This is a genomic window from Streptomyces sp. S.PNR 29 (genome assembly GCF_030386795.1).
In the GTDB taxonomy this organism is placed as follows: Bacteria; Actinomycetota; Actinomycetes; order Streptomycetales; family Streptomycetaceae; genus Streptomyces.
Genome location: NZ_JANUQM010000010.1, coordinates 159,804 through 176,297, shown reverse-complemented (window position 1 = coordinate 176,297; position 16,494 = coordinate 159,804). Strand labels below are relative to the sequence as shown.

Below are 16,494 nucleotides of genomic sequence, written 5' to 3'. Positions count from 1 at the left end.
TCCGACCGCCGGAAAGAAGATGATCACTGTGACCGAAGCGACCGCATCCGCGGGAGCACTCAAGCGCCTGTCCGACGAGGGCGTCTCGATCTGGCTGGACGACCTGTCACGCCGGCGGATCGAGTCCGGCAACCTGGCCGAGCTCGTCGATACCAGGCACGTGGTGGGCGTGACCACCAACCCGTCCATCTTCCAGGCCGCGATCGGCTCCGGCGAGGGCTACGAGGAGCAGCTCGCCGACCTTGCGGTGCGGGGCGTGACGGTCGACGAGGCCGTGCGCATGATGACCACCGCCGACGTACGGGCCGCCGCCGACGTCCTCAGGCCGGTGTACGAGGCGACCGGCGGCCGGGACGGCCGGGTCTCCATCGAGGTCGACCCGCGCCTCGCCCACGACACGGCGGCGACGGTCGCCGAGGCCAAGCAGCTGGCCTGGCTGGTCGACCGCCCCAACGTGATGATCAAGATTCCGGCGACCAGGGCGGGTCTCCCGGCGATCACCGAGGTGATCGGCGCCGGCATCAGCGTCAATGTGACGCTGATCTTCTCGCTGGAGCGCTACCGCGAGGTCATGGACGCCTACCTCGCCGGTCTGGAGACGGCACAGGCGGCCGGGCTCGACCTGTCGGCCATCCACTCCGTCGCCTCCTTCTTCGTCTCCCGCGTCGACACCGAGATCGACAAGCGGCTGACGCTGCTGGGCACGGACGAGGCCCTCGCCCTGAAGGGGAAGGCGGCCCTGGCCAACGCGCGGCTCGCGTACCAGGCGTACGAGGAGCTCTTCGCCGGGGAGCGCTGGACCGCCCTCGCCGCGGCCCGCGCCAACCGGCAGCGCCCCCTGTGGGCCTCCACCGGTGTGAAGGACCCGGCCTACAAGGACACCCTGTACGTGGAGGACCTGGTGGCGCCCGGCACGGTCAACACCATGCCCGAGGCCACGCTGAACGCCACCGCCGACCACGGTGCCGTCGCCGGCGACACCGTCACCGGCCGCTACGCGCAGGCCCGTGCCGACCTCGCGGCCGTCGAGCGGCTGGGCGTCTCCTACGACGAGGTCGTGCGGCAGCTGGAGGAGGAAGGCGTCGCCAAGTTCGCGGTGGCCTGGCAGGACCTGCTGGACGCGGTCACGAAGTCCCTGAACAGCAAGGGAGTTGAGGCTTGAATGAGCGACGAGATCCCCACGGCGGACACGGCCGCCGCCCCCGCGAAGAGCACGGCCGTCCTCGAAGCCGCCCTCACACCGGAGGACCCGCGCCGGACGGACTACTGGTCCAACCCCCTGCGCGACCCCCGCGACCGGCGCCTGCCCCGTATCGCCGGCCCGTCCGGCCTGGTCATCTTCGGTGTCACCGGTGACCTGTCCCGCAAGAAGCTGATGCCGGCCGTGTACGACCTGGCCAACCGCGGCCTGCTGCCGCCGGGCTTCTCCCTGGTGGGCTTCGCCCGCCGGGACTGGGAGGACCAGGACTTCGCGCAGGTGGTGCACGACGCGGTGCGCGAGCACGCCCGCACCCCCTTCCGCGAGGAGGTCTGGCAGCAGCTCGCCGAGGGCATGCGGTTCATCCCCGGTGACTTCGACGACGACACGGCGTTCAAGCAGTTGCGTGCCGCCGTCGACGAGCTGGACGCCTCCCGCGGCACCAGCGGCAACTACGCCTTCTACCTGTCCGTGCCGCCGAAGTTCTTCCCCAAGGTCGTCCAGCAGCTGAAGAAGCACGGCCTGGCCGACGCGCCGGAGGGCTCCTGGCGCCGGGCGGTCATCGAGAAGCCGTTCGGGCACGACCTGGCGAGCGCCTGCGACCTGAACGCGATCGTGCACGACGTGTTCGAGCCCGACCAGGTGTTCCGCATCGACCACTACCTGGGCAAGGAGACCGTCCAGAACATCCTGGCGCTGCGCTTCGCCAACCAGATGTACGAGCCGATCTGGAACCGGTCGTACGTCGACCATGTGCAGATCACCATGGCCGAGGACATCGGCATCGGCGGCCGCGCCGGCTACTACGACGGCATCGGCGCCGCCCGGGACGTCATCCAGAACCACCTGCTGCAGCTGATGGCGCTGACGGCCATGGAGGAGCCGGCCTCCTTCGACGCCGAGTCGCTGCTCACCGAGAAGCTGAAGGTCCTGCGCGCCGTGCGGCTGCCGGACGATCTCGGCAGGCACACCGTGCGCGGGCAGTACGCGCCCGCCTGGCAGGGCGGCGAGAAGGTCCGCGGCTACCTGGAGGAGGAGGGCATCGACCCGGCCTCCACGACCGACACCTACGCCGCGATCAAGCTGGGCATCGACAACCGCCGCTGGGCGGGCGTCCCCTTCTACCTGCGCACCGGCAAGCGGCTCGGCCGCCGGGTCACCGAGATCGCGGTGGTCTTCCAGCGGGCGCCGCACTCCCCCTTCGACTCCACCGCCACCGAGGAGCTGGGCCAGAACGCCATCGTCATCCGCGTCCAGCCCGACGAGGGCATGACGGTCCGCTTCGGCTCCAAGGTGCCGGGCACGTCGATGGAGATCCGGGACGTGTCGATGGACTTCGCCTACGGCGAGTCGTTCACGGAGTCCAGCCCGGAGGCGTACGAGCGTCTCATTCTGGACGTCCTTCTGGGCGATGCCAATCTGTTCCCGCGTCACCAGGAAGTGGAAGAGTCCTGGAGGATCCTCGATCCGATCGAGGAGTACTGGGCGACACACGGCAGGCCCGCGCAGTACGCCTCGGGCACCTGGGGACCCGAGGAAGCCGACGAGATGCTCGCACGAGACGGACGGAGCTGGCGCAGGCCATGAAGATCGACCTGACCGACACCACGGCAAGCAAGATCAACAAGGCGCTGGTGCAGGGTCGCCGCGCCATCGGTACACCCGCGGTGGGCATGGTCCTGACGATGGTGATCGTCACGGACGAGGAGAACGCCTACGACTCGATCAAGGCGGCCGAGGAAGCCTCGCACGAGCACCCCTCGCGCACCCTCGTCGTCATCAAGCGACAGGCCCGCACCCCGCGCGACCGCACCCGCTCCCACCTCGACGCCGAGGTCCGGGTGGGCGCCGACGCGGGCACCGGCGAGACGGTCGTCCTGCGCATGTACGGCGAGGTGTCCGAGCACGCCGACTCGGTGGTGCTGCCGCTGCTGCTGCCGGACGCCCCGGTCGTCGTGTGGTGGCCGGTGGACGCGCCGGAGAACCCGGCGAAGGACCCGCTCGGCGCCCTCGCCCAGCGCCGGATCACCGACCTGTACGCCGTCGAGCACCCGCTGCGGACCCTTGAGGCCCGCGTGAAGTCGTACGCGCCCGGCGACACCGACCTCGCCTGGACCCGCCTCACACCGTGGCGCTCGATGCTGGCCGCCGCCCTGGACCAGGCCCGGCTGGACGTGACCTCGGCGGCCGTGGAGAGCGAGGCCGACAACCCGAGCGCCGAGCTGCTGGCCCGCTGGCTGGAGGCCCGGCTGAACGTGACGGTCGACCGGGTGGAGACCGCCGGTCCGGTCGTCACCGGGGTGCGCCTGGGCACCGAGAAGGGCGAGATCGTCATCGACCGTCCCGAGGGCCCGCTGGCCACGCTGTCCCTCCCGGGCCAGCCCTCGCGCACGCTCGCGCTGAAGGTCCGTCCCACCTCCGAACTCATCGCCGAGGAGCTCAGGCGCCTCGACGCGGACGAGATGTACGCCGTCGCCCTGCGGGGCGAGGGCACCAAGGAGACCCCGGCACATGTCTGACCTGCCCAAGCTCACCCGGCGGCCGCAGTGGGCCGCCCTGGAGGACCACCGCGCGGAAGCCCTGCTCCACCGGAACCTGCGGGAGCTGTTCGCCGCCGACCCGGGGCGCGCGGAACGTTACGTCGTACGCGTCGGCGACCTGCGCATCGACTACTCCAAGAACCTCGTCACCGACGACACGCTGGCCCTGCTCCAGGAGCTGGCCGCCGCCACCGACGTGTTCGGACTGCGCGACGCCATGTTCCGCGGCGAGAAGATCAACGTCACCGAGCAGCGGGCCGTGCTGCACACCGCCCTGCGGGCCCCGCGGGACGCGGTCATCGAGGTGGACGGCGAGAACGTCGTCCCCGAGGTCCACGCCGTCCTCGACAAGATGGCGGCCTTCGCGGACCGGGTCCGCTCGGGCGAGTGGACCGGCCACACGGGCCGTCGCATCCGGAACGTCGTCAACATCGGCATCGGCGGCTCCGACCTGGGCCCGGCGATGGCGTACGAGGCGCTGCGTCCCTACACGGCACGGGAGTTGACGTTCCGCTTCGTGTCGAACGTCGACGGCGCCGACCTGCACGAGGCGGTCCGGGACCTGGACCCGGCGGAGACGCTGTTCATCGTCGCGTCCAAGACGTTCACCACGATCGAGACGATCACGAACGCCACCTCGGCCCGCTCCTGGCTCCTGGAGGGTCTGGGGGGCGACGAGAAGGCGGTCGCCCGGCATTTCGTCGCCCTGTCGACGAACGCCGAGAAGGTCACCGAGTTCGGCATCGACACCGAGAACATGTTCGAGTTCTGGGACTGGGTCGGCGGCCGCTACTCCTACGACTCCGCGATCGGTCTGTCCCTGATGATCGCCATCGGTCCGGACCGGTTCCGCCAGATGCTCGACGGGTTCAGGACCGTCGACGAGCACTTCCGGAACGCACCCGCCGAGGCCAACGCACCTTTGATCCTGGGCCTGCTGGGTGTCTGGTACGGCAATTTCTTCGGCGCCCAGTCGCACGCGGTACTGCCGTACTCGCACTATCTGTCGAAGTTCACGGCATATCTGCAGCAGCTGGACATGGAGTCCAACGGCAAGTCCGTGGACCGGGACGGCAGCCCCGTGGAGTGGCAGACCGGGCCGGTGGTGTGGGGCACGCCCGGCACCAACGGGCAGCACGCCTACTACCAGTTGATCCACCAGGGCACCAAGCTCATCCCGGCCGACCTGATCGGTTTCGCCCGGCCCGTCGCCGAGCTGAGCGACGACCTCAAGGCGCAGCACGACCTGCTGATGGCCAACCTGTTCGCGCAGGGCCAGGCACTCGCCTTCGGCAAGACGGCCGAGGAGGTACGGGCGGAGGGCGTACCCGAGGAGCAGATGCCGCACCGCACCTTCAAGGGCAATCACCCGACCACGACGATCCTGGCCACCGAGCTGACCCCGTCGGTGCTGGGCCAGCTGATCGCCCTCTACGAGCACAAGGTGTTCGTGCAGGGCGCGATCTGGAACATCGACTCCTTCGACCAGTGGGGCGTCGAGCTCGGCAAGGTCCTCGCCAAGCGCGTCGAACCCGCCCTCACGGAAGGAGTGGACGTCCCCGGTCTCGACCCGTCCACCGCCGCCCTCGTGGCCGCCTACCGCGACCTTAAGGAAGTGAACTGACATGCAGATCGGTCTGATCGGCCTCGGCAAGATGGGCGGCAACATGCGCGAGCGGATACGCCGCGCCGGCCACACCGTCATCGGCTACGACCGCAACCCCGAACTCTCCGACGTGAGCAGCCTGACCGAACTGGTCGGCAAGCTCGAAGCCCCCCGCACCATCTGGGTGATGGTCCCGGCCGGCGCCGCCACCCAGTCCGTCGTCGACGAGCTGGCGGACCTGCTCCAGCCCGGCGACACCGTCGTCGACGGCGGCAACTCCCGCTGGACCGACGACGAGAAGCACGCCGCCGAACTCGGCGCCAAGGGCATCGGCTTCGTCGACGCCGGCGTCTCCGGCGGCGTGTGGGGCCTGAAGAACGGCTACGCGCTGATGGTCGGCGGCGACACCGAGCACGTGGAGCGGCTCAAGCCGATCTTCCACGCGCTCAAGCCGGAGGGCCCGTACGGTTACGTCCACGCGGGCAAGGTGGGCGCCGGGCACTTCGCGAAGATGGTCCACAACGGCATCGAGTACGCGATGATGCAGGCCTACGCCGAGGGCTGGGAGCTGCTGGAGGCCGTGGACTCCGTGGACAACGTCCGCGAGGTGTTCCGCTCCTGGCAGGAGGGCACCGTCATCCGCTCCTGGCTGCTCGACCTCGCGGTGAACGCCCTCGACGAGGACGAGCACCTGCACAAGCTGCGCGGGTACGCGGAGGACTCCGGCGAGGGCCGCTGGACCGTCGAGGCGGCCATCGACAACGCGGTGCCGCTCCCGGCGATCACTGCCTCGCTCTTCGCCCGGTTCGCCTCCCGCCAGGACGACTCGCCGCAGATGAAGATGATCGCGGCCCTGCGCAACCAGTTCGGCGGCCACGCCGTCGAGTCGGCGAAGGAGTAGTCCGGCCATGGGGGATCTCCTGCTGGTCCGCCACGGAGAGACGGAATGGAGCGCGTCGGGACGGCACACCGGCCTCACCGACCTGCCCCTCACCCAGCACGGCGAGGAGCAGGCCAAGTCACTCGCTCCTCTCCTCACCGGACGGACCTTCGCCCGCACGCTCACCAGCCCGCTCGGCCGCGCGCTGCGCACCGCCGAACTCGCGGGCCTGACCGGGGCGGTGACGGACGCCGACCTGCACGAGTGGGACTACGGCGCCTACGAGGGCGTCACCACCGCCGAGATACACCGCACACGGCCCGGCTGGGACCTGTGGACGGACGGGGTGCCGCCCGGCCCTCCAGGGCATCCCGGCGAGACACCGGCACAGGTGGGCGAGCGCGCCGACCGGGTGCTGTCCCGGGTGTCGGAGGCGCTCGCGGACGGCGATGTGATGCTCGTGGCCCACGGGCACTTCCTGCGCGTGCTCACCGCGCGCCGGCTGGGCTTGCCGCCGGCGGACGGGCGGCTGTTCCGGCTGGAGACGGGGACGCTGAGCCGACTGTCGACGGAGCATGGCAGGCCCGTGATCGCGGAGTGGAACACCAGGTCGTAAAGCACGGCTGCCGGGGGCGAGTTGACAGCCCCCGGCAGCCGCGTCAGAGTCCCGGCGATGGAGATCAACGATCTGACGCCGGCCGAGGAACGGGTGTGGCGGGCCTTCCCCCGCGGGGAGGCCGTGGACTTCCGCACCGGGGAGGACGAGGACCCGGCGCCCGGCGACGGCCGGGGACCGGAGCGGACCGTACGGGCGGGGGTGCTGCGGGCACTGCTGCTGACGGCTCCGCAGGAGGAGGGGGAAGTCGCCGCCCTCAAGGTGGCCGGCGCCCGGATCACCGGCGTACTGGACCTTCGCTACGCGACGGTCGACAGCGTCGTACGCCTCAGTCACTGCCGCTTCGACGACACTCCCGACCTCTCCGGCGCCCACCTGAGCTATCTCAACCTGAGTGACTCCGTGCTTCCCGGCCTGGGGTTGGCACGCGCCCGGGTGGACGGCAGCCTGCGGCTGACGCGCTGCCGGTTCCGGGGGCCGCTCCGGCTCGGCGGGGCGCAGATCGCGGGATCGCTGTTCCTGGAGAGGGCGGAACTCACCGAACCGGACGGGCCTCGGCCCGTGCTGCAGCTCAAGCACGTGACCATCGAGGACGAACTGTGTGCGCCCGGGCTGCGTACGCAGGGCGGGATACGGCTCGACGGCGCCACCATCGCCGGGTCGGTCGACTTCGACGACGCCCGGCTCCACCACCCCGGCGGAGCCGTCATCGACGCGCAGACCCTCGTGGTGGAGGGCAACATCCTCATGCGGCGCGTGGACCTGACCGGCTGGATCGGCCTGCGCGGCGCCCGTGTGGCGGGTCGCTTCGACCTGTCGCACGCACGCCTGTCGAACCCCGGCGGCCCGGCCCTGCGGGCGAGCGGCTGCGCCATCGGAGAGCTCTGGCTGCGCCGGAGCCCGCCCATGGAGGGGAGCCTCAACCTGCGCCGCGCTCAGGTCGACACCCTGTTCCTGGAACCGGAGGCGGTCCCGGACGAGGTCCTCCTCGACAGCCTCGTCTACACCACCCTCATCCCCCACGAGCCCGCCGAGCGCCGCCTGCCGATGCTGGAGCGGGACCGCGAGGGTTATGTCCCCCACGCCTACGAGCAGTTGACCGCCGCCTACCGCCGTATCGGTGACGACCACGCGGCCCGGCTCGTGCAACTCGCCAAGCAGCGCCGCCACCGCGGCACACTGCCCTGGTACGGCCGGTTGTGGGGCCACCTCCAGGACGCCACCGTCGGCTACGGCTTCCGCCCGCTGCGCGCCTGCGTCTGGCTGCTGTCGCTGCTCGCCGTCGGCTCGGTCGCGTACGGCCTGCACCATCCCCCGCCGCTGAAACCGTCGGAGGCCCCGCGCTTCGACCCGGTGTTCTACACGCTCGACCTGCTGCTGCCGGTGATCTCCTTCGGTCAGGAGAACGCGTTCGCCCCGCGCGGCTGGTACCAGACGCTCTCCTACGTCCTGATCATCACCGGCTGGATCCTGGCCACGACGGTCGTCGCCGGCGTGACCCGGACCGTCAGCCGCCAGTGACCCCCTTCACCGTGTGCTGGGCCGCCAGCCGTACGGGGGCGTTCTGAGCGCCGTAGCCGCGGTAGCCGCCGTCGCGCTGGACCAGTTCGAGGAACACCCGGCCGAGAGTGAGGGTGTAGCAGTGCCGGAACTCGCCGTGCGCGTCCCGGTCGTGGAGGATGCCGAGTTCGCGGTACGTCTCCAGCTCGCCGTCGGCGAACTCGTGCCGGGCCGCCAGGTCGTCGTAGTAGTTCGCGGGGATGGGCAGCAGGCGGCCCCCGGCCGCGCGGAAACGGCGGGCGGCGGCGACGACGTCGGTGGCCAGCGCGATGTGCTGGGCCTGCACGGTGTCGTCGGTGGGCGCCGCGCCGACGCTCAGCGCGATACGGACGCTGCCGTCGGGGTTGGTGACGGCGCGGCTGCGCAGCAGGCCGTAGGGGTCGGCGAGGTCCACGCTCTCCTGGGCGTGCAGGCCGAGGACGCTGCGGTGGAAGAGGGCGGCCTCGTCGAAGTGGTGCCAGGGCTGGGTGAGGCCGAGGTGGTCGATGCGCCGGATGCCGCCGGGTGTGGCGTGGTGCGCCACGTCCGTGAAGTCCGCTCGCCAGTCGGGCAGTCCGGGTCGGTCCGTGGCGCAGAAGAAGAGTTCCGTGCCGTCGGGGGCGGCGACCGCGTCGAGCGGGGCGTCCTCGGGGGCGCGGCGGCGCGGCAGCACGGGGGCCAGCAGGGCCTCGGCGCGGCGGGCCGCGCCCGCCGGGTCGGGTGACTCCAGTCCGATCGCGGCGAGCTGGGTGCCGTCCCGGCGCACGGCGGGGCCGGTGTTGACCAGGACGCGGGCCTCGCCCTGCTGCCACAGGTCGACGGGCTTGCTGCGGTGCCGTGCGGTGCGGACGAAGCCCAGCGCGCCGAGCAGCGCCGCGACGGGTGCCGCGTCGGGGGTGACCAGCTCGGCGAAGGCGACGCCGGTGGGGACGACGGGCGCGGGCGGCGTGGTCACGCCGACCGTTTCCTGGAGCACCCGCAGGGAGCGCTGGGCGTCCACCGCCGTGGGGCCGGCCTCGGACTGCCGGAAGACGTCGTTGAAGACCTCCAGCGAGAGCGGGCCGTCGTAGCCGGTGCGCAGCACGTGCCGCACGAGTCCGGCCACGTCGAAGCCGCCCTGCCCGGGGAAGCAGCGGTAGTGGCGGCTCCACTGCAGCACGTCCATCGCGAGCAGCGGGGCGTCGGCGAGCTGGAGGAAGAAGATCTTCTCGCCGGGGATGTCCTCGACGCCCTTCGGGTCGCTGCCGCGGGAAAGGATGTGGAAGCTGTCCAGGCAGGTGCCGAGCGCGGGGTGGCCGGCGGTCTCCACGATGTGCCAGGCGTGGTCGTAGGTGCTGACGTGCCGGCCCCAGGCGAGCGCCTCGTAGGCGATTCGGATGCCGGACTCCTGTGCCAGGTCGGCGAGCCGGCTCAGCTGCTCGGCGGCGAGCGCGTCGTCGTCCACGGCGAGCGGGGAGACGCTGGAGCAGACCAGGACGGTGTCGGCGCCGAGCCTGCGCATCAGCTCGAACTTGTGGCGGGCGCGCCGCACGTTGCGGGCGAACTCGTCGGCGGGTACGGCCTCGATGTCCCGCATCGGCTGGTAGAGGTCGATGGTGAGGCCGAGATCGGCGCAGCGGGCGCGGACCTCCTCGGGGGTGAGGGGGCTGGCCAGCAGGTCGTTCTCGAAGATCTCCACGCCGTCGAAGCCGGCCCGGGCGGCGGCCGTGAGCTTCTCGGTGAGGGATCCGCTGAGGGAGACGGTGGCGATGGATGTACGCACGTCGGTACCTCTCCTTACCTCGGGTCCTACCTCGGGCTTCCTACGGCACCCGCCAGCTCGGCGATGTCCGCGAGCATGCGTGCGCTGTCGGGTTCCCGCCCGGTGAACAGGCGGAACGCGTCCGCGGCCTGGAAGACGGCCATGCCGCCGCCGTCGAGGGTGGCGCAGCCCAGCGCGCGGGCGGTGCGCAGCAGCTCGGTCTCCAGGGGGCGGTAGACCACCTCGGCGATCCACAGGTCCGGGTGGAGCAGTTCGGCGGGCAGCGGCAGGCCCGGATGGGCTGCCATGCCGGTGGGGGTGGCGTGGACGATGCCGTCGGCGGCCGTGAGCAGCTCGGGCAGCCGGTCCGGGGGCGCGGCGGCCGCGCGGCCGCCGCCGAAGTGCCGGTTCAGGGAGGCCGCGAGGGCGGTGGCCCGCTCGGGCCGCGCGTCGACGACGGTGACCCGCCCGGCGCCGAGGGTGAGCGTGGCGTGCGCGACGGCCGCGCCCGCGCCGCCCGCGCCGAGCTGCACCACTTGCTCCAGCGGCACGTCGGGCAGTCCGCGCGCGAAGGAGGCGGCGAAGCCGGTGACGTCGGTGTTGTGGCCGATCGCCCGGCCGCCGTCGAAGACGACGGTGTTGACCGCGCCGAGCGCCCGGGCCTGCGGGGCCAGCTCGTCCAGGTGCTCGATGACGAGCTGCTTGCAGGGGTGGGTGATGTTGAGCCCGTCGAAGCCGAGGTCGCGGGCCGCGCGCACCAGATCGCCCACCGCCTCGGGCGGCAGGCCGAGCGGGTCGATGTCGATCAGCCGGTACAGACAGCGCAGCCCCTGGCGGTCGGCCTCCCGCTCGTGCAGTGCCGGACTGAGTGAGGGGCCGATGCCGGAACCGATCAGTCCGACGAGATACGAGTCCTGGGGCACCGCGGGCCTCCCGAGCGGCTAATGTACGAACCAGTACGTTAGTCATAGCAGCCAGGGGCCGGACAGGGGAAGACCTCGTCGGGTACGGCGGCACGGAGCGTGCTTCTACAATCACCGGCACTGGCCCCTCGTCCGAAGGAACCCGATGACCAGCGTCGAAGAACCGGCACGACCGAACGGGCGGATCCGTGACGCCGCCCGCACCAAGGCCGAGATCCTCGACGTGGCCACGCAGGAGTTCGCGCGGGCCGGCTACGACGGGGCCCGCGTGGACGAGATCGCCGCCCGCACCCGCACCACGAAGCGGATGATCTACTACTACTTCGGCGGCAAGGAACAGCTGTTCACGGCCGTCCTGGAGCGGGCCTACAGCGTGATCCGCGAGGCCGAGCAGCAGCTCGACGTCGAGCACCTGGACCCGGTGGCGGCCATCCGGCGCCTGGCGGAGGTGACCTTCGACCACCATGAGCAGCACCCCGACTTCATCCGCCTGGTCAGCATCGAGAACATCCACGGGGCGGAGCACATCGCGGCCTCCGAGAAGCTCGGGAAGATCGGCTCACCGGCGCTGGACGTCATCCGCCGCATCCTGGAGGCGGGGCAGGAGTCGGGGCTGTTCACGTCCGACGCCGACGCGGTCGACCTGCACGCGATGATCAGCGCCTTCTGCTTCTTCCGGGTCTCCAACCGGCACACCTTCGGCGCCCTGTTCGGCCGCGACCTGGTGGACCCGGCCCGGCGCGAGCACTACCGCACCATGCTCGGCGACATGGTGATCGCCTACCTGACCGCGGAGCGCGCGGCGGACTGAGCGCCGTACCGACCGCGTACGGCGCGACCCCTTGACACGTGGGAAACGCGGGCGCAGCATCCCTACCCAACCGCTACTAACTACCCAGTGGGTTAATTAGCCGGGTAGCGCCCGGCACGGCCGTCCCGTCACCCCAGGGATCCGGTACTACTCCCCGCCGTCTCACTCCGCCCGCGTCGGAGTCCCCTCGAAGGAGCACGCCGTGTCCGTCCCCGCCCCCGACGCCCCACCCGGGCAGCCGAAGAAAGCCGCGGCCGCCGCCTGGATCGGCAGCGCGCTGGAGTACTACGACTTCTTCATCTACGGCAGCGCCGCCGCGCTGATCTTCCCGCAGGTCTTCTTCGACGAGTCGGACCCGGCCACCGCGACCCTGCTGTCGCTGGCCACGTTCGGTGTCGCGTACGCGGCCCGTCCGGTCGGCGCGCTGTTCCTCGGCCACTTCGGCGACCGCCTCGGGCGCAAGAAGATCATGGTTTTCACCCTGATCCTGATGGGCCTGTCGACCTTCCTCATCGGCTGTCTGCCCACCCGCGCCCAGGTCGGCACGCTCGCTCCGGTGCTGCTGGTGCTGTGCCGGGTGCTGCAGGGCATATCGGCGGCGGGAGAACAGGCCAGCGCCAACTCGATGACCCTGGAACACGCGCCACCGGGCCGGCGCGGGTTCTTCACCAGCTTCACCCTGAGCGGCACGCAGGGCGGCCAGCTCCTCGCGACCCTGGTCTTCGTCCCGGTCGCCGCGCTCCCCGAGGACCAGCTGCTGTCCTGGGGCTGGCGGGTCCCGTTCTGGCTGAGCGTCGCGGTCGCCGTCGCCGGCCACGTCATCCGCCGCACGCTGGAGGAGACCCCGGCCTTCTCCCAGCAGGCCGCGAGCGAGGGCGTGGCGAAGCTGCCGCTGGTCGTGCTGGTGCGGGAGCACTGGGCGGACGTGCTGCGGGTGATCGCGGGCGCGCTCATCGCCTCGGTCAGCACGATCTTCACGGTGTGGGCGCTGGCGTACGCGACCAGTGACTCGGTCGGCATGTCCCGCTCGTCGATGCTGTGGGTGGGCGCGCTCGCCAACCTGGTCGCGCTGGCCGCCATCCCCCTGTGGGCCACGCTGTCGGACCGCATCGGCCGCCGCCCGGTCTACCTGATCGGCGCGGCCGGCAGCGCGGTGACGATGTTCGCCTACCTCTGGGCGATCTCGACGGGCTCCTACCCGCTGGCGCTGCTGCTCGGCATCGTCGCCTTCGGCGTCGTCTACAGCGCCGCGAACGGTGTGTGGCCCGCCTTCTACGGCGAGATGTTCTCCACCCGGGTCCGGCTGTCCGGCGTGGCGATCGGCACGCAGATCGGCTTCGCGGTGGCCGGGTTCGCGGTCACCTTCGCCGCGCGGATCGCCGGCCCGAACGGCGACGACTGGTCGGCGGTGGCCCTGTTCACGGCGGCCCTGTGCGTCCCGCCGGTGATCGCCGCGCTCTCGGCCCGCGAGACCCACAAGGTGCCGACGGAACGGCTCGGCGAGCGGGCCCGGCAGGAGACGTCACAGCCGGAGACGGTGACGGCCTGAGCCCGCGCCCCGCATGCCCCGGGTCCCCGGATCCCTCGTGGCATCCGGGGACCGTCACGCGGAGGCGGCGCCGACGCAGAACTCGTTGCCCTCGGGGTCGGCCATCACGACATGGTGCCCGTCGTACTCCTCCAGCACGGTCGCGCCCGCCGTCACCAGCCGCTCGGACTCCGCGCGGACACGGGCCCACCGCTCGTCGGGGCCGCCGTGTCCCGGCACCCGGATGTCGATGTGGAGCCGGTTCTTGCCCGTCTTGGCCTCGGGGACCTTGAAGAGGGACAGGCGGGGCCCGGCGCCGTCCGGGTCGCAGAGCCAGGCTCCGTCGTCCGCCGACTCGTCCTCCGGCAGATCGAACTGCGCGAGCCACTCCTCGCGTGTGGTGAAGGGAGCCGGCGGTGGCTCGTCGACATAGCCCAGCGCCGTCTTCCAGAACGCGGCGAGGAGCTGTGCGTCCGCACAGTCCAGGGTGAGATCGAATGTGGCTGCCATGGCGGGACCGTACCGGGCGGCACTGACATTGATGCTGATACTCAGGTTCCGGTGGCTCATGGCGCCGGCCGGGCGGAACACGGCCCACGTCAGCCCCGGTCCGCCCTCCTGGGGATGCCGTAGGCCCGCTCCACCCGCAGCCGCAGCACGAGGCGGCGGTCGCGGACCATCGCGGCCCGGTAGTCGTCCCAGTCGGGGTGCTCGCCCTGGACGTCACGGTAGAGGCGGATGAGCTCCTCGACCGTCTCGTCGTGCGGGTCCGAGGCCACCGGCGAGAGGTCGGCCGTGCCCTCGGCGACCGTGTAGGCCCACCGGTCGGGGGTGGTCACGTGGTACGACGCCCGGGGGTCACGGCGCAGGTTGCGGGTCTTGGCGCGGTCGTCCGTGAGGGACACCCGGATGATCCGCTCGTCGGGGTAGTAGGCGTGGCTGACGTTCGACAACTGGGGGCGGCCGTCGCGCTTGAGGGTGACCAGCACCCCGCCGTGGCCTTCGGAGAGCAGGCTGAGCAGCGCTTCCTGCGTGGCGTCCTGAGTCATATCCGGGTCAACCGGCCCGGTCGGCCCGACCATTCCCGCACCAGCACCGTAGACAGTGTCTACTACGACTGGTAGACAGTGTCTGTGAACGAACCCGAGACGGGGCTGCGCGCCCGGCTGGTCGAGGCCGGCGTCGATCTGGTGACGCGGGAGGGTGTGGGGGCGCTGAGCCTGCGGGAGATCGCCCGCCGGGCCGGCGTCTCGCACGGTGCGCCGCGCCGCTACTTCCCCACGCATCTGGAGTTGCTGTCGGCCATCGCGCGCCGCGGTTTCGCCGAGCTGGCGGACCGGGTGACGGCGGCGACCGGCGAGGGCGCGGCCCCGCGTGCCGAGCTGGAGACGCTGGTCCGCGTCTACCTGGATTTCGCGCTGGACAACCCCGGCATGTACGAGCTGATGTTCCGCCACGACCTGCTGGAGAGCGGCCACTTGGGGCTGCGGGACACCAGCCTTCCGCTGTTCGGCCGCCTGGTGGACCTGGTCGGCCGTGTCCGCCCGGAGGCGGATGCCCGGCTCGTCGCGGGCGCGCTGTGGGCGAACCTGCACGGCATCGCCCAGCTGTGGCGCTGGGGCAGCATGCAACTCGCCACCGGCGCCGACGACTTCGTGCCCCTGCTGCGGTCCGCCCTGGACGCTCACCTCGGTCGCGGGGACGGGCGGTGAACCCCCGTCTGACGCTCGCGAGCAGCGTGGCCGGGGCGGCGGTCGTCGCCCTGGACGGCACGGTCCTCACCGTCGCACAGCCCACGCTGCAACGGGACCTGGACGCCTCGTTCGGGCAGGTGCAGTGGACCAGCACGGGATATCTGATCGCGGTGGCGAGCCTGCTGGTGTTCGCCGGGCGGCTCGGCGACCGGTACGGGCACCAGCGGGTCTTCGGCATCGGCATGCTCGGCTTCGGCGCCGCGTCCGCGGGCGTCGGGCTGGCCCCCGACGCCGGCTGGGTGATCGCCCTGCGGATCGCCCAGGGAGTCTCCGGTGCGCTGCTGCAACCGGCCACACTCGGGATGCTGCGCGCCGCGTACCCGCCCGACCGGCTGCGGCTGCCGATCGCCCTGCGGACCAGCGCGATCGGACTGGCGGCGGCCGCCGGGCCGGTCGCGGGCGGGGCGCTGGTGGCCGGGCCTGGCTGGCGTGCCGTGTTCCTCGTCAACGTCGTGCCCGCGCTGGCGTTCGGCGTGCTCGCCCTCGCCGTACCGGGCCCGAGACGCGCCCACCGCTCCCCGCTGGACCTCCCCGGCGCCCTGCTTCTCGCCGTGACGCTCGCCTGCCTGGTGCACGCCCTCGTCGCGCTGCCGGAGCCCGGCTGGACGGCGGTGGCCGGGCCGGCCGCGGGAGCCGCCTTCGTCCGCCATGAGCGCCGTACGGCCAGACCGCTGGTGCCGGAGGACATCGCCCGCTCCCCGGCCGTCGGCTCGGCGCTCGGCATCCTGGTGGCCGCGTCGGCCGCCCTGTCGGGCACGCTGTTCGCGGGCACCTTCGTCCTGCAGGACACGCTCGGCCTGGACCCCGTCCAAAGCGCCCTGCGCAGCCTGCCGTTGGCCCTGCTGATGGTGCTCGCGGCGCCCTGCTGCGCCGTGCTGCTGCGCCGGGCCGGTGCGCGCCGGACGACCGTGGCGGCGATGGCCGTCCTCGCCCTGGGCATCCTGGTGCTCTCCCGAGCGTCGGCCACGCCCGCGCTGTGCGGCGGCTTCGCGCTGATCGGTGCCGGGTTCGGCACGGTGATGGTGGCGGCGACCCATGTCGTCGTGCGGCAGGCCCCCGTCGCGTCGGCCGGAGTGGCGGGCGGGCTGCAGCAGACCGCGATGAACGTCGGGCCGACGCTGGGGGTCGCCGCCGCGACCACCCTCATGGCGCTCGGCGGCGCGGGAGCGGCCCTGCTCACCCTGGCCGCTGTGGCGGTGGCCGGTGCGACGGCGGGGCTCGCGCTGCCGGGACGCCGCGGCGTCACGATCGTCGGTCTTCCCGACGAAGCCGGCCCTTCGCGTGTTACTGCGCCACGATGAGGTCTGAGGGCATCCGTGCTGGGTATGCCGGATCGCACTTGAGGAATGCGACGGAGG

General features: G+C 71.8%; 15 protein-coding genes. 11 read left to right on the top strand and 4 right to left on the bottom strand.

The genetic code is table 11. The features are described 5' to 3' along the window. The first annotated feature begins 19 nt into the window (after positions 1-19). Genes tal through NW895_RS26260 form a run of 7 tightly spaced genes read left to right on the top strand, consistent with a single transcriptional unit; the run spans position 20 to position 8,361 of the window. Positions 20-1,162, top strand: a complete 1,143-nt coding sequence (gene tal, locus NW895_RS26290) for a transaldolase (RefSeq protein ID WP_289938540.1) — start codon at positions 20-22, stop codon at positions 1,160-1,162. After that, a complete protein-coding gene (gene zwf, locus NW895_RS26285; RefSeq protein WP_289938539.1) occupies positions 1,163-2,785 on the top strand; it encodes a glucose-6-phosphate dehydrogenase in 1,623 nt (540 codons plus the stop codon). Next, positions 2,782-3,717 (top strand): glucose-6-phosphate dehydrogenase assembly protein OpcA, encoded by a 936-nt coding sequence (gene opcA, locus NW895_RS26280; RefSeq protein ID WP_289938538.1) that lies wholly within the window; start codon positions 2,782-2,784, stop codon positions 3,715-3,717. The genes zwf and opcA overlap by 4 nt, the downstream gene beginning before the upstream one ends. Further along, the gene (gene pgi / locus NW895_RS26275) at positions 3,710-5,362 is read left to right on the top strand and encodes a glucose-6-phosphate isomerase (RefSeq protein WP_289938537.1); all 1,653 of its coding nucleotides are present in this window, start codon (positions 3,710-3,712) and stop codon (positions 5,360-5,362) included. Before opcA ends, pgi begins: the two co-directional genes overlap by 8 nt. 1 nt (position 5,363) lies before the next feature. Then, positions 5,364-6,245, top strand: coding sequence for a phosphogluconate dehydrogenase (NAD(+)-dependent, decarboxylating) (gnd, locus tag NW895_RS26270; RefSeq protein ID WP_289938536.1), 882 nt, complete (start codon positions 5,364-5,366; stop codon positions 6,243-6,245). 7 nt (positions 6,246-6,252) lie between these two features. Continuing rightward, positions 6,253-6,840, top strand: a complete 588-nt coding sequence (locus tag NW895_RS26265; protein ID WP_289938535.1) for a histidine phosphatase family protein — start codon at positions 6,253-6,255, stop codon at positions 6,838-6,840. Between the two features lie 57 nt (positions 6,841-6,897). Further along, the gene (locus NW895_RS26260; protein ID WP_289938534.1) at positions 6,898-8,361 is read left to right on the top strand and encodes a membrane-associated oxidoreductase; all 1,464 of its coding nucleotides are present in this window, start codon (positions 6,898-6,900) and stop codon (positions 8,359-8,361) included. Here the strand turns inward: NW895_RS26260 and NW895_RS26255 are convergent. Next, the gene (locus NW895_RS26255) at positions 8,348-10,141 is read right to left on the bottom strand and encodes a sugar phosphate isomerase/epimerase and 4-hydroxyphenylpyruvate domain-containing protein (RefSeq protein WP_289938532.1); all 1,794 of its coding nucleotides are present in this window, start codon (positions 10,139-10,141) and stop codon (positions 8,348-8,350) included. The two genes, NW895_RS26260 and NW895_RS26255, sit on opposite strands and share 14 nt — an antisense overlap. Positions 10,142-10,167: 26 nt before the next feature. Then, positions 10,168-11,043 carry a shikimate dehydrogenase gene (locus tag NW895_RS26250; RefSeq protein WP_289938531.1) on the bottom strand — a complete coding sequence of 292 codons (876 nt, stop codon included), beginning with the start codon at positions 11,041-11,043 and terminating at the stop codon, positions 10,168-10,170. A gap of 145 nt (positions 11,044-11,188) precedes the next feature. Here NW895_RS26250 and NW895_RS26245 point away from each other — a divergent pair, with 145 nt between their 5' ends. Then, a complete protein-coding gene (locus NW895_RS26245; protein ID WP_289938530.1) occupies positions 11,189-11,854 on the top strand; it encodes a TetR/AcrR family transcriptional regulator in 666 nt (221 codons plus the stop codon). A 202-nt stretch (positions 11,855-12,056) separates the two neighbouring features. Continuing rightward, on the top strand, positions 12,057-13,403 hold the full coding sequence (locus NW895_RS26240) for an MFS transporter (protein ID WP_289938528.1): 1,347 nt from the start codon (positions 12,057-12,059) through the stop codon (positions 13,401-13,403). A 54-nt stretch (positions 13,404-13,457) separates the two neighbouring features. On the opposite strand, the gene NW895_RS26235 is transcribed toward NW895_RS26240, so the two are convergent. Together NW895_RS26235 and NW895_RS26230 are read right to left on the bottom strand one after the other, a co-directional pair. Further along, complete coding sequence (locus tag NW895_RS26235; protein ID WP_289938527.1) at positions 13,458-13,892, bottom strand: VOC family protein; 435 nt, start codon at positions 13,890-13,892, stop codon at positions 13,458-13,460. A gap of 89 nt (positions 13,893-13,981) precedes the next feature. Further along, a complete protein-coding gene (locus NW895_RS26230) occupies positions 13,982-14,431 on the bottom strand; it encodes a PPOX class F420-dependent oxidoreductase (protein WP_289938526.1) in 450 nt (149 codons plus the stop codon). An 84-nt stretch (positions 14,432-14,515) separates the two neighbouring features. Here NW895_RS26230 and NW895_RS26225 point away from each other — a divergent pair, with 84 nt between their 5' ends. Further along, positions 14,516-15,094 carry a TetR/AcrR family transcriptional regulator gene (locus NW895_RS26225; RefSeq protein WP_289938525.1) on the top strand — a complete coding sequence of 193 codons (579 nt, stop codon included), beginning with the start codon at positions 14,516-14,518 and terminating at the stop codon, positions 15,092-15,094. Further along, on the top strand, positions 15,091-16,437 hold the full coding sequence (locus NW895_RS26220; protein ID WP_289938524.1) for an MFS transporter: 1,347 nt from the start codon (positions 15,091-15,093) through the stop codon (positions 16,435-16,437). Before NW895_RS26225 ends, NW895_RS26220 begins: the two co-directional genes overlap by 4 nt. The last annotated feature ends 57 nt before the right edge of the window (positions 16,438-16,494 follow it).

Bases quoted from the DNA above. Each gene is read 5' to 3' on its own strand.
- tal (WP_289938540.1), top strand. From the start codon at position 20: ATGATCACTGTGACCGAAGCGACCGCATCCGCGGGAGCACTCAAGCGC.
- zwf (WP_289938539.1), top strand. From the start codon at position 1,163: ATGAGCGACGAGATCCCCACGGCGGACACGGCCGCCGCCCCCGCGAAG.
- opcA (WP_289938538.1), top strand. From the start codon at position 2,782: ATGAAGATCGACCTGACCGACACCACGGCAAGCAAGATCAACAAGGCG.
- pgi (WP_289938537.1), top strand. From the start codon at position 3,710: ATGTCTGACCTGCCCAAGCTCACCCGGCGGCCGCAGTGGGCCGCCCTG.
- gnd (WP_289938536.1), top strand. From the start codon at position 5,364: ATGCAGATCGGTCTGATCGGCCTCGGCAAGATGGGCGGCAACATGCGC.
- NW895_RS26265 (WP_289938535.1), top strand. From the start codon at position 6,253: ATGGGGGATCTCCTGCTGGTCCGCCACGGAGAGACGGAATGGAGCGCG.
- NW895_RS26260 (WP_289938534.1), top strand. From the start codon at position 6,898: ATGGAGATCAACGATCTGACGCCGGCCGAGGAACGGGTGTGGCGGGCC.
- NW895_RS26245 (WP_289938530.1), top strand. From the start codon at position 11,189: ATGACCAGCGTCGAAGAACCGGCACGACCGAACGGGCGGATCCGTGAC.
- NW895_RS26235 (WP_289938527.1), bottom strand. From the start codon at position 13,892: ATGGCAGCCACATTCGATCTCACCCTGGACTGTGCGGACGCACAGCTC.
- NW895_RS26230 (WP_289938526.1), bottom strand. From the start codon at position 14,431: ATGACTCAGGACGCCACGCAGGAAGCGCTGCTCAGCCTGCTCTCCGAA.